The organism is Duganella sp. OV510, assembly GCF_900100205.1.
Lineage (GTDB): Bacteria > Pseudomonadota > Gammaproteobacteria > Burkholderiales > Burkholderiaceae_D > Rugamonas.
On sequence record NZ_FNEQ01000004.1, the window covers coordinates 481,343 to 494,000 of the forward strand.

Here is a 12,658-nt window from a genome sequence, read left to right on the forward strand (position 1 = left end):
ATAACGATAGCACACTCCATTCACGAAACGCATAATTGTTATGGAGAATCGCAATTGGATAGTTATGTTGCGGCGCACTATAGTGAGATCAGATTCTAAAGCTACCGCTAAACTGTGTCCATCATGATTTCCGCATTACAAGATTTTTCTCTGTTCACCGCCATCAAGCTGGCGCTGCTGATCGCTGTCAGTGGTGGTTTGATTGTGCTGTTCAAGCCGCTGCTGCTGGGCTGTGCGCGCGCTGCCGTACTGGTGGTCAAGCCCAAAATGACGCGTGAACAGCGCCGCCAGCTGGCGACGCGTAGCTGATACTGCGACGCAGCATTACTTTTCGCCGAGCAGCGCCGGTTTGAGCGAACTGTCGGCCGGCTTATCACCCAGCCAGATACGCAGCACGGCGTTATAAAACGCCACATCCGGCATCAATTCCCCGATTTTCTTTCCATTCAGATAGCACTGGGTGCCCTCGTTCGGCGTCCAGTCCAGCGATAGCTGGTCGCCCTTCTTCAGCACCGGCGTCTGCGCGAACACTTCTCCGAATTTCATAATCTGCGGCAGGATCTTGTTGCGGTCTTCCTTGCTGGTGTTGGCGTTGATGCCATCGGTGAAGGCCTTGCCGAAGTCTTCCGAGCTGACTTCGCGCAGCATGGTGATGGCCACGCGGCGCGGGCCCGGCACTGTCAGCACGTCGGCCACCGTGGTTTTCTTTTCCGTCAGGTACAGGGCGGCCGCATAGACCTTGAAGATGACCTTGGTGCGCACGCCGGCGCCGTTCAGTTTGAGCTGCTGGCCGGCCACGGTAACCGTTTCGTCGAATTTGACGCCCGCCACGTCAACGGCGGCAAAGGCGAAGGAAGGCATGGCCGCACACAGGGCGGCCGCAGCCAGGACGTGCAGGGTGGTTCTACGGTTCATGAAGGTCTCCGGTATCGATGTGATCCGACTATACCACCGTGGAGACGCTACAGCGCTGCTCAGGCCTTGGCTACCTGCAGCAGTTCGAATTTGGCAAACAGCTGGTCCTTGGTTTCGCGGAATTCCGGATTGAAAGGGATGCAGCTGACCGGGCACACCTGCTGGCATTGCGGCTCGTCGAAGTGGCCGACGCACTCGGTGCATTTGTCCGGATTGATTTCGTAAATTTCCGCGCCCATGTAGATCGCGTCGTTCGGGCACTCAGGCTCGCACACATCGCAATTGATACAGTCGTCGGTAATCATTAAGGCCATGATTCAGCTCACTTACTTTGCCTGGTCAGTGTTGTTGGCGGCGATTTTCTTCTGCAACCAACGGTCCACCGATGGGAATACAAACTTGGACACATCCCCGCCCAGCATAGCGATTTCGCGCACGATGGTGCCGGAGATAAATTGATACTGGTCGGATGGCGTCAGGAACATGGTTTCGACATCCGGCAGCAGGTAGCGGTTCATGCCCGCCATCTGGAACTCGTACTCAAAGTCGGACACGGCGCGCAGGCCGCGCACGATCACGCGTGCATCGTGCGCACGCACGAAGTCTTTCAGCAGGCCGGAAAAACTCTCCACCTTCACATTCGGATAATGGCCGAGCACTTCGTTGGCGATTTCCAGGCGCTCCGCCAGCGAGAAGAACGGTTTCTTGTTCTGGCTGTCAGCGACGCCGACCACCAGCGTGTCGAACAGACCTGATGCGCGACGCACCAGATCTTCGTGACCACGGGTCAGCGGATCGAAAGTTCCTGGATAAACAGCTACTACCATTGCGGCTCCCTGCAGATGCACCAATATAGAACGCGCATTATGCCTGAAAATCGTGTTTTGCTTAAAAATGCCTTAATTTGAGGCGGTTTTAGCAGCAAATACTGCCGATTAGGGTTTGTATTTTAATAAATGATAGAACACCATCCCGGCTTTGTCAGCCCGGATGACTTCCCAGTTGGCCAGCCATTCAGGCACTGCCTCGCCGTCGGCAAATTCCAGCGCCAGCCCGGATTCGGCATACACCAGGCCGCCCTCTTTCAGCAGCTTGCCGCACAGTGGCAGCGTCTTTTCCAGGAAGCTTTGCTGGTAAGGCGGATCGAGGAAGATCAGGTCGTACTTCTGGCCGCGCGTGGCCGCCGACTGTGCCACCGACAGCGCGTCGCCGCGCATGATCTGCACATTGTCGGCCTTCAGCTTGGCCTTGATCTCTTCCAGCTGGCGCGTGACTTGCGCATTGCTGTCGATCATGGTGACTGAAAGCGCGCCACGGCTGGCCGCTTCAAAGCCCAGTGCGCCGCTACCGGCAAACAGGTCCAGCACTTGCGCGTCTGCCCAGTAGCCATCGCGCTGGTGGTTGATCCAGTTGAACGCCGTCTCACGCACGCGGTCCGGTGTCGGCCGCAAGCCAAGCGCGCTCAGCACCGGTAGCGGCGTGCGCTTCCATTGTCCACCGATGATGCGCACCTGGTTGCTGTGCTGCGGGCCGTGGACCGGGACTTTGGCAGGTTTGGCGGGCTTGCTGAGAGGCTTTCTAGGCATGAGGCTGTGTTCTAAGTCATTGATTCAACAGGCCATCATACCATAGAGCCACTTATCGCTGGTCTGCCGCCAGACTGCGGAAGTCGTCAATCCAGCCCTGCATGCGGCGCTGCGCATGGGCTTTCTGGGTAGGCGTGGCCAGGTTGATCACGGTCAGCACCAGCTGGATATTGGCTTCCTCGGCAGCGTCGAAGAAAGCCTTGCGCTCGGAGTTGTCGAGACGGCGGAAGCCGTCCTTGATCAGCTTCTGTATCTCCGCCTGCGTCGCCTCCTTGCTCAGCTTTTCACTCTGTACCTTGCGCACCAGCGCCAGGATGCTGTTCTGCCGGCGCGTGCGTTCGTCCAGCCAGATCTCGTTATTCAGCGGGCGGGCGTCGGAGGCTTTGCGGATCTGCGCTTCCTGCTCGTCGGTGAAGTTGCCGAACCACAGTTCGAACTGCTCCATCGATTTCTTGAAACGGAAGCGTTGCTGCGCCTCCTTGTCGCCGCGCATATTCTTCTTGCGGAAATCGTTGGTGTTGGCGGCGAACTTGCGCTCCAGTGCTGCGATCTGGTCCGGTTGCAGCGAGCGCGCCAGCTCGGTCAGCTCCGGCGTCGCCTTCAATAGCAGCGACTCGGTGCGTTTCTTGATTTCATCGTAGTCGTTTTGCAGATCGGCCTGCGTCGCCCCGGCGGCCAGCTGGCGCTGCGCCGTTTGCAGGATTTGCACATAGTCCTGCAGCTGGGTCTTGCGGTGCCACTGGAACAGGCGGTCGATATCCTCCTGTACCCAGCTCTTTTGCTCGCTGTTCAGGTCGACATAACCGTCCAGCCACCAGTACAGCAGCGTGTCGCCGTTGTTATAGGCCAGCCGCAGCGAACTGCAACCGGCCACGACGACCATGAGCACGATCAGGAACAGGCCGTATAGCGTCCGGCGGCTTGGCAGGGGCATGTTAGACTTTTGCATTTACACACTCACTTGATTTGGCACCTCTATGAACGTCGTTATCCTCGCTGCCGGCATGGGCAAGCGCATGCAATCCGCGCTGCCAAAAGTTTTACACCCACTGGCGGGTAAGCCGCTGCTGCAGCATGTGCTGGACACGGCACGTAGCTTGTCCGCCAGCCGATTATGCGTGATTTATGGTCACGGCGCCGCAGCTGTACAGGAGTTGCTTGCTAAACAGCCAGTCAAGGTCGGCGCCGCGCTACAGGAACAGCAGCTGGGCACCGGCCACGCCGTCATGCAGGGCTTGCCTGAGCTGGACGACAATGTCCCTACCCTGATTCTCTACGGCGACGTGCCGCTGACCACCAGCGCCTCGCTGCAGGCGCTGATTGACGCCGCCGGCAACGACAAGCTGGGCATTCTGACTGTCGAACAAGACGATCCTACCGGTTTGGGCAGAATTGTTCGTGAGAATGGCCACATTGTGCGCATCGTCGAACAAAAAGATGCCAATGAAGCCGAACGCGCGATCAAGGAAATCAACAGCGGCATCATGGTGGCGCCGACCAAACGCCTGAAGCAATGGCTGGCGGCGGTGAAGAACAACAACGCCCAGGGCGAGTATTACCTGACCGATATCGTCGCGCTGGCCGTGGCGGATGGCGTGCCGGTGGTGTCGGCCCAGCCGTCGGCGCAGTGGGAAGTGGCTGGCGTCAACAGCAAGGTGCAGCTGGCCGAGCTGGAACGCATTCACCAACGCAACATCGCCAACAATCTGCTGGAACAGGGCGTCACGCTGCTGGACCCGTCGCGGATTGACGTGCGCGGCGAACTGGTTTGCGGCCGCGATGTCACCATCGACGTTGGTTGCGTGTTTGAAGGCAAGGTGGAAATCGGCGACGGCGTGCATATCGCCGCCCACAACGTCATCGTCAACGCCCGCATCCTGGCCGGCGCGCAGATCAAGCCGTTCTGCCATATCGAGGAAGCGGTGGTCGGCGAGGCCTCGCTGATCGGCCCGTATGCACGCCTGCGTCCGGGCACCGTGCTGGCGGAAGATGTTCATGTGGGTAACTTCGTCGAAATCAAGAATGGCCAGGTGGCCGCGCACAGCAAGGCCAATCACCTTGCTTACATCGGTGACGCCACCATCGGTTCGCGCGTCAACATCGGCGCCGGCGTCATCACCTGCAACTACGACGGCGCCAACAAGTCCCGCACCGTCATCGAAGACGATGCCTTCATCGGCAGCGACAGCCAACTGGTGGCCCCGGTCACGGTTGGCAAAGGCGCGACGCTGGGCGCCGGCACCACGCTGACCAAGGATGCGCCAGCCGGCAAGCTGACCGTGTCGCGTCCGCGCCAGGTGACCATTGAAAACTGGACCCGTCCGGTCAAGATCAAAAAATAAGCGGGCGGCTTGCCCGGTTGCCGATCGGCGCCTGCGGGCGCCGTTTTTGTTTGTGGATAAATATGTGAGTAAGCGCTGATTAGGGGCGGGAAAACAGGTGGGCAAGTGCACCATTTACTCGCAAGCGAGGTATACAGCGACTGCCTGTTGTTGTTGAAGCGCGTCTCCAGCACGCTTTTTCAGCAAATGTGCATAACTCTGTGCGTAAGCCCCTGAGCAAGTGTTGAATAAGCGGCGGATAAGTGGCGGATAACTTTTTTCCTTGGAAAACCGCTGTGTATAAAGCTGGGGAAAAGCCATGGAATATCCCTCGGATAACCATGGGATAAGACAACAGACATGGCCAGCAGATGCCAAAAATGCTACGATGAGAATAATTCTCATTCAATAAATGGCAAATTGTGCATCAGATTGCGCCCCGTTCCGAAGTTGGCAGCCTGTACGCCGCTCACCACAGCTGGCTGGTGGGCTGGCTGCGCCGCAAGGTCAACGGCGCCGACCATGCGGCCGATCTGGCGCAGGAAACCTTCGTGCGCATCCTGTGCCAGCCCGATCACTGCTGCAAGGAGATGCGCGAGCCGCGCGCCTATCTGGCCACCGTCGCCCACCGTCTGCTGATCAACTACGCCGAGCGGCAATCGCTGGAGCGCGCCTACCTCGAAGTGCTGGCGCAACTGCCTCCCTGCCACACGCCCTCGCCGGAAGAACGCGTGCTGATCCTCGAATCGCTGCACGACATCGACCGCATGCTGGATGGCTTGCCGCCCAAGGCGCGTGAAGCTTTCCTGCTGTCGCAGCTGGAAGGCCTGGGCTATAGCGACATCAGCGCCCGCCTCGGCGTCACCGTACGCACAGTCAAGCGCTACATGGCGGCGGCTTTCATGCAATGTTTGATGGCCACCGCATAAAACCTGTCCCTTTTTGTGATCTCGCCGGTCTTACTGGTATCAATCACAACAAAAGGGAATGAAAGATGCATCACAAGCTGCACATCACCGCACTGGCGCTGGCGCTGAGCGCCGCCTATCCGGCCTTCGCTGCCGACGAAGAAGAACAGATCACCAAGGTGGAAGTCAAAGGCCAGAACGGCAAGGACGACTCCTATTCGGCCGGCTCGGCCCACACCGCCACCCGCATGGAAATGTCGATCCGCGACACGCCGCAATCGGTCAGCGTGGTCACCCGCGCCTTCATGGACGACCTCGGCCTGACCCGCATCGACGAAGCGCTGGGCCTGACCACCGGCGTCATGATCGGCCAGGCCGACACCGAGCGCACCAACTTCTACGCGCGCGGCTTCTCGATCAATAATTTCCAGATCGACGGCATGCCGCAGGGCTCCAATTCGCCGCTGTCGGACACCATCCTGTACGACCGTATCGAAGTGGTGCGCGGCGCCAGCGGTCTGATGGGCGGCACCGGCGATCCGTCGGCCGCCGTCAACATGGTGCGCAAGCGTCCTGGCAAGACGCTGACCGGCAGCGCCAGCGTCGCCTTCCGCCGCTGGGACGACCGCCGCGTCGAAGTCGACCTGACCGTGCCGCTGACTTCGGACGGCTCGGTGCGCAGCCGCGTCGCCGTCGCCCATCAGGACCGCGATTCCTACATGGACATGTACCACGAGCGCAAAACCGTTGGCATGGCCATCGTCGAGGCCGACCTGACGCCGGGCACGCTGCTGACCGCCGGCATCGACTTCCAGCGCAACACGCCGACCGGCGCCACCTGGGGCGCTGTGCCCTACTGGAACTTCGACGGCACGGTGGCCAACCTGCCGCGCAACTTCACGCTGACCACGCCGTGGAGCACCTGGGCCAACAAGCAGCACACGGCCTTCGCCTCGGTCGACCAGCGCTTTGGCAATGGCTGGAAGCTGCACCTAGGCTACGCCCGTACTGACAGTCGCAACAACACCACCGTCGCCAACGGTGGCGCCGGCTATCCGAACCCGACCACCGGCACTGGCATGCGCCTGTGGAGCGGCGTATGGGGCGAAGGCAAAGGCATCAACGATAACTACGATCTGTACCTGACCGGCCCGTTCACTCTGCTTGGCCGCCAGCACACGCTGATCGCCGGCTGGAACGGCGGCAAGGTCGTCAACAGCAGCCAGGGCGGCACCGCCAACGTCCTGTATCCGGCGGCGATCCCGGATTACCGCAACTGGACCGGCAACATTCCCAAGCCGACCTTCACGCCGGACGGCTCGCACACCGAAACCGAAGTCAAACTCGGCGGCGCCTATGTGGCTGGCCGCTTCAGCCTGAGCGAACCGCTGACGGTGGTGCTGGGTTCGCGCATCAGCAACTACCGCACCGAAGACTCGGCCTTCGACACCAGCGGTAAGTTCACCGGCAACAGCAACCTGCAAAAAACCAGCGATGAAATCACGCCGTATGTCGGCTTCGTCTACGACCTGAACCAGCAGATGTCGGCCTACGCCAGCTACACCACGCTGTTCAATCCGCAAACAGCCAAGGACAAGAACAACCGCCTGCTGGAACCGGAAACCGGCACCAACAGCGAGCTCGGTATCAAGGGCGAATTCTTCGACAAGAAGCTGAATGCCTCGGCCGCCGTGTTCCGCACGCTGAAGAAAAACCTGGCCGTGCTGGACCGCACCGTGCCGCCCGGCTTTGAACTGCCGGGTGGCGCCCAGGCCTATGTGGCTGACGGCAAGGGCCTGACCGCGAAAGGCATTGAATTCGACGTCTCCGGCAAGATCTCGCCGAACTGGAATGTCAGCGGCGGCTACACCTATCTGCACGTCGCCACCGCCGAAGGCGAGCGTGGCGAGCCGAACCAGCCGCGCCACCTGTTGCGCCTGACCAGTTCCTACAAGCTCGACAGCGTGGCGCCCGGCCTGAAAGTCGGCGGCAGCCTGCAGATGCAAAGCTCGACCTGGAGCGAATCCTGGTACGGCCGTCCGACCGCGCCAGCCGGCGAGATTTCGAAGATCGCCCAAGGCGGCTACAGTTTGCTGGGTGTATTTGCCGGCTATGAAATCAACCGCAACCTGCGTGCCCAATTAAACATCAGCAACCTGACCGACAAGAAGTACTACCGCAATATCGGCTTCTATGATGGCGTGTTCTGGGGCGAGCCGCGCAATGTCAGCCTGACCTTGACGGCCAGGTTCTGACATCCCCTGTGGATAAAGTTGTGATTACCATGTGCAAAGTACCGGGATAAGCAGGTGCATAAGCCCTGTATAAGCGCGCGGATAAGCTGTTTTTATCCTTGGGATAAACGTGTATAACTTTGTTCACACAGCAATGCGGGTTTCAAACTTGCTGCGGAATGTGGAGAAATAAGCCTTCACATTCCGCACATTCGCATGACTGGCAAACAGGCGGTGCGCCAGCGCATGATAGGCCGGCATATCCGCCACCTGCACCACCAGCACAAAATCCGGCCCCGGCGCCACGCGATAGCATTGCAGCACCGCCGCCTCGCCGGCGACCAGCGCTTCAAACTCGGCCATGCGCTCGGCGGCTTGGATATCCAAGGAGATTTCCACAAGCGCCGTCAGGCTGGCGCCCACTTTCTCCGGCGCCACGATGGCGACCTGGCGTTGAATGACGCCCGATTCCCGCAGTTGCTTGACGCGGCGCAAGCAAGTTGGCGGCGAAACATGGACGGCCGCAGCCAATTCCGCATTGGTTTGCGAAGCATCAAGCTGTAGTGCATTCAAGATGCGACGATCTATTTCATCCATAAGGTTTTTACGAAATATTATTTCATAGGGTTGAGGTGATGAAATTTTATGCCAAATATGCCTTGAATGAGAAAGCATATTTCACCAACCCTGCTCTACGATGGGTCCTAACTTAATTCGCGAGGTAATCTATGTGCGGCATCGTCGGCGCGGTAGCGCAACGTAACATCACCCCTATCCTGGTCGAAGGCCTGAAGCGTCTGGAATACCGTGGCTACGACTCGTGCGGCGTGGCCCTGCATGTAGACGGCCAGCTGCAACGCTCGCGCAGCACCTCGCGCGTGGCGGACCTGGAACAGCAGATCAACGAAGCCCACCTGCAAGGCTTCACCGGCATCGCCCACACCCGCTGGGCCACGCACGGCGCACCAGCGTCGCACAACGCTCACCCGCACTTCTCGCCATCGGCGGACGCCGCGCGCATCGCGTTGGTCCACAACGGCATCATTGAAAACCACGACGAGCTGCGCGCCGAACTGACCGCGCTCGGCTACGTCTTCCAGAGCCAGACCGACACCGAAGTCATCGCCCACCTGGTCGACCACATGTACAACGGCGACCTGTTCGACACCGTACAGCAAGCCGTCAAGCGCCTGACCGGCGCCTACGCCATCGCCGTGTTCTGCCGCGAAGAGCCGCACCGCGTGGTCGCCGCGCGCCAGGGTTCGCCGCTGATCGTCGGCATCGGCAACGGCGAAAACTTCGTCGCCTCCGACGCCATGGCGCTGGCCGGCACCACCGACCAGATCATCTACCTGGAAGAAGGCGACGTGGTCGACCTGCAACTGGGCCGCGTGTGGATCGTCGACAGCAACGGCAAGCCAGTACAGCGCGACGTCAAAACCGTGCAGGCGCACACCGGCGCGGCCGAGCTGGGCCCGTACCGCCACTACATGCAGAAAGAAATCTTCGAGCAGCCGCGCGTTATTGGCGACACGCTGGAAGGCGTCACTGGCATCATGCCGGAGCTGTTCGGCGATGGCGCCTACAACGTCTTCAAGCAGATCGACCGCGTGCTGATCCTCGCTTGCGGCACCAGCTACTACTCGGGCCTGACCGCCAAGTACTGGATCGAATCGGTGGCCAGGATTCCGGTCAACGTCGAGATCGCCTCCGAATACCGCTACCGCGACAGCGTGCCGCACCCGAACACGCTGGTGGTCACCATCTCGCAAAGCGGCGAAACAGCCGACACGCTGGCCGCGCTGAAACACGCGCGTTCGCTGGGCATGGAGCACACGCTGACCATCTGCAACGTCGCCACCAGCGCCATGGTGCGCGAGTGCAAACTGGCCTACATCACCCGCGCCGGCGTGGAAGTGGGCGTGGCATCGACCAAAGCCTTCACCACCCAGCTGGCCGGCCTGTTCCTGCTGACCTTGTCGCTGGCGCAAATCAACGGCCGCCTGACCGACGCCGAAGAAGCCGAGCATCTGAAAGCCATGCGTCACCTGCCGGTGGCAATCGCCTCGGTGCTGGCGCTGGAGCCGCAGATCATCGCCTGGGCGGAAGACTTCGCGCGCAAGGAAAATGCGCTGTTCCTCGGTCGTGGCATGCACTACCCGATCGCGCTGGAAGGCGCGCTGAAGCTGAAAGAGATTTCCTACATCCACGCCGAAGCCTATCCGGCAGGCGAACTGAAGCACGGCCCGCTGGCGCTGGTGACGGAAGAAATGCCGGTGGTGACAGTGGCACCGAACGACGCGCTGATCGAAAAGCTGAAATCGAATATGCAGGAAGTGCGCGCGCGGGGCGGCCAGCTGTACGTCTTTGCCGACGTCGACTCGCGCATCACATCAGGCGAAGGCGTGCACGTCATCCGCCTGCCGGAACACTACGGCCTGCTGTCGCCCATCCTGCACGTCGTCTCGCTGCAACTGCTGGCCTACCACGCAGCCGTAGCGCGCGGCACCGATGTGGACAAGCCACGTAACCTGGCCAAGTCGGTGACGGTGGAGTAAGGCTATTTCTACGCCAGACCTAATTGACACTAAATAATAAAGTCTGACACTAAATAATAAAGTTTGACACTAAATAATAAAGTTTGACACTGGCCGCCGAGCGAGTAACCTACGGTGCAAGCTATGGTGAAGGCATAGTCCAGGGAGTGGCGAAAGTCACACAAACCAGAATCCGCTGGTGCCGTGTTCGACTCACGGGAAGCCTACCAAACAACGAAAAAACCAGCCCTGCGGGGTTGGCTTTTTTTCGACTAAAGTTTGGAAGCATCGCTCAAAAGGGCGGGAAGCGTGCTGTGCCGCTTGCTTCTGTGCCACCTTTTGAACCTGTAGACTTTCCGGCGCTATGCGTCCTGCAGAAGTAATACCGGCGAGCAGCGCTCCCTAGGTCGACCTGCGGCAATGCTAAAGTTTATACGCTGACCAACCTGCGGTTTTACTTCTGCTCCGAAGAAATCACTAATATGGAAGAATGCTTTGCCGCCACTATCCATTGCAATGAAACCAGCAGTGGCAGTTCCACCATTTGGGTACTTGTGGGGGTAGATCTCTATCACTCCTGTCTGTCTTGGGGCTGCTGAGTAGCAGAGGGCTTCGCACTTTTGCACGATCTCATCTGCCTTTGGCCGAAGTGCGGGGTTTATTTGCAGGCAGCTCTGCACTAGCGTCCATAGCTCCTGCTCAAGCACCGCAGTTTCTAGATGCTTACCGAACCATTGGGGGGCATTCAATTCGACTTTCCCGGCGAGCTGTGCTTGTGCCATTTTCATGATAGCTCCTTTGCCTCCGCCAAACGGTGGTTTGCCGAGCAGCAAGTGGCAAGCGATTGAGCCGAGTGCCCAAATATCTGCTGGCTGACCGGCATTTGGCCAATCACTCCAACATTCCGGCGCTAAGTACGGGACAGCGCCGAGAAGTGTGCTTGATGAGGTCAGTGTGTTCTCATCTTGTTCAAATTTCTCAATTTCGACCTCCAGTTCCATCTCGGCCAGCTTTGCTATGCCAAAGTCGGTCAATTTAATGATATCCATGTGCCCATCGGCAGACGTCATGATGTTACTCGGTTTAAGATCACGGTGGCAGATGCCAACACTATGAGCAGCCTGAAGTCCCTTTGCTATATTGTGGACCACCCAAGCTGAGAGAGATGGATCGAGAAAGACGAAATCGCTCGCGAGTCGCCTGCCAAGATCTTTACCGTCGATAAACTCTTCAATCAAACACCGATGTGAATCTTCCTCGACGTAATCTAAAGTCGCTGCCACATTCGGGTGCACGACGCGGGCTCCCATCTGCGCGCCCCTACTAAAGCGCTTATCCACGATTCCATCACGTGGAGTCTTAAGCGCCACAATTCGATCCAGCGCAAGGTCGGAGCATCGATAGACTTCTTGCATACCACCTTCAAGATGGAAAGCGTCAATCCTATACCGTCCTGCAATGACCTCGCCAGCATTAAACTTCATAACACAACCTCCGGATGCGACGAAAAGAACGTGACCCATTGCCTACCTGATCCTAGGGTGGAATCGCCAAATCCAAGGACGCACGCGTCTTGAAGTACGTGCCCAAGTTCGGCCGGTATATTGTTGATACTAACCGAACCCTCCAGTTCTGCGATTGAGAATCGAAGGCCGTCATAGGTAACTTTTAGTCCCCCCAACGTACCGATCTTTAACGAGACAGATGTATGGTTCGCGGACAACTCATAAACTTTGGTCATGCCTTGCACAAATAGGCCTCGGTGCTTGTTCCGGCTGAGGTGCCTACCCAACAGCACGCTGATCTGGTCTGCTGAGGGGCGATTATTTGGATCTGGATCAAGGCACGCATCAAGAATGTCGATAACTTCGCTGTGGAGGCCATCAGCTTGTTTGGCAGTGGTGGGTATCAGTTTTCAATCGCTGAGGTGTATCGGTTTACAACCGCTGCTGACATGAACTGCTGCTTCTATCGTCACCACCGCATCACGTGTACGCACTACTGAGATTTCACCAACTGCCTGCGGAATTCTAAAATTTGCCATGTGATTCCAATTCAAAACTGTAGTGGTTTAATGTACCCGGACACCAATTTAGGCGAGAATGCTCGCCATGGAGAGGTGTTTGATGAGCAAGCAAAGACGTACATTTTCCCCTG

General features: G+C 58.6%; 12 protein-coding genes. 5 read left to right on the forward strand and 7 right to left on the reverse strand.

Going from position 1 to position 12,658, the window contains the following annotated elements; all coding sequences use genetic code 11:
• The first annotated feature begins 123 nt into the window (after positions 1-123).
• Positions 124-309, forward strand: coding sequence for a hypothetical protein (locus BLS51_RS14455; protein ID WP_090188560.1), 186 nt, complete (start codon positions 124-126; stop codon positions 307-309).
• Positions 310-324: 15 nt separating this feature from the next.
• Here the strand turns inward: BLS51_RS14455 and BLS51_RS14460 are convergent, their stop codons facing one another.
• From BLS51_RS14460 to BLS51_RS14480, 5 genes are all read right to left on the reverse strand, one after another.
• Complete coding sequence (locus BLS51_RS14460; RefSeq protein WP_090188556.1) at positions 325-915, reverse strand: chalcone isomerase family protein; 591 nt, start codon at positions 913-915, stop codon at positions 325-327.
• A gap of 59 nt (positions 916-974) precedes the next feature.
• Positions 975-1,229, reverse strand: coding sequence for a YfhL family 4Fe-4S dicluster ferredoxin (locus tag BLS51_RS14465; RefSeq protein ID WP_090188553.1), 255 nt, complete (start codon positions 1,227-1,229; stop codon positions 975-977).
• Positions 1,230-1,241: 12 nt separating this feature from the next.
• Positions 1,242-1,742: a pantetheine-phosphate adenylyltransferase gene (gene coaD / locus BLS51_RS14470; RefSeq protein WP_090188550.1), complete on the reverse strand. Its 501-nt coding sequence runs from the start codon at positions 1,740-1,742 to the stop codon at positions 1,242-1,244.
• Positions 1,743-1,850: 108 nt separating this feature from the next.
• Positions 1,851-2,501, reverse strand: coding sequence for a 16S rRNA (guanine(966)-N(2))-methyltransferase RsmD (gene rsmD / locus BLS51_RS14475; RefSeq protein ID WP_090188547.1), 651 nt, complete (start codon positions 2,499-2,501; stop codon positions 1,851-1,853).
• A gap of 52 nt (positions 2,502-2,553) precedes the next feature.
• The gene (locus BLS51_RS14480; protein WP_090188543.1) at positions 2,554-3,435 is read right to left on the reverse strand and encodes a DUF6279 family lipoprotein; all 882 of its coding nucleotides are present in this window, start codon (positions 3,433-3,435) and stop codon (positions 2,554-2,556) included.
• Between the two features lie 43 nt (positions 3,436-3,478).
• Between BLS51_RS14480 and glmU the strand changes: the two genes are divergently transcribed.
• The 3 genes from glmU to BLS51_RS14495 all read left to right on the forward strand — a co-directional run bounded on the left by glmU (position 3,479) and on the right by BLS51_RS14495 (position 7,985).
• On the forward strand, positions 3,479-4,843 hold the full coding sequence (glmU, locus tag BLS51_RS14485; RefSeq protein WP_090188539.1) for a bifunctional UDP-N-acetylglucosamine diphosphorylase/glucosamine-1-phosphate N-acetyltransferase GlmU: 1,365 nt from the start codon (positions 3,479-3,481) through the stop codon (positions 4,841-4,843).
• A gap of 401 nt (positions 4,844-5,244) precedes the next feature.
• Positions 5,245-5,751, forward strand: coding sequence for a sigma-70 family RNA polymerase sigma factor (locus BLS51_RS14490; protein WP_229207680.1), 507 nt, complete (start codon positions 5,245-5,247; stop codon positions 5,749-5,751).
• 65 nt (positions 5,752-5,816) lie between these two features.
• Positions 5,817-7,985 (forward strand): TonB-dependent siderophore receptor, encoded by a 2,169-nt coding sequence (locus tag BLS51_RS14495; RefSeq protein WP_090188531.1) that lies wholly within the window; start codon positions 5,817-5,819, stop codon positions 7,983-7,985.
• Between the two features lie 123 nt (positions 7,986-8,108).
• Here BLS51_RS14495 and BLS51_RS14500 read toward each other — a convergent pair whose 3' ends face one another.
• Positions 8,109-8,561 carry an Lrp/AsnC family transcriptional regulator gene (locus tag BLS51_RS14500; protein ID WP_090188527.1) on the reverse strand — a complete coding sequence of 151 codons (453 nt, stop codon included), beginning with the start codon at positions 8,559-8,561 and terminating at the stop codon, positions 8,109-8,111.
• Positions 8,562-8,692: 131 nt separating this feature from the next.
• Here BLS51_RS14500 and glmS point away from each other — a divergent pair, with 131 nt between their 5' ends.
• The gene (gene glmS / locus BLS51_RS14505; protein ID WP_090188524.1) at positions 8,693-10,522 is read left to right on the forward strand and encodes a glutamine--fructose-6-phosphate transaminase (isomerizing); all 1,830 of its coding nucleotides are present in this window, start codon (positions 8,693-8,695) and stop codon (positions 10,520-10,522) included.
• A 341-nt stretch (positions 10,523-10,863) separates the two neighbouring features.
• Here glmS and BLS51_RS14510 read toward each other — a convergent pair whose 3' ends face one another.
• Complete coding sequence (locus BLS51_RS14510) at positions 10,864-11,985, reverse strand: protein kinase domain-containing protein (RefSeq protein ID WP_090188519.1); 1,122 nt, start codon at positions 11,983-11,985, stop codon at positions 10,864-10,866.
• Between the last annotated feature and the right edge of the window lie 673 nt (positions 11,986-12,658).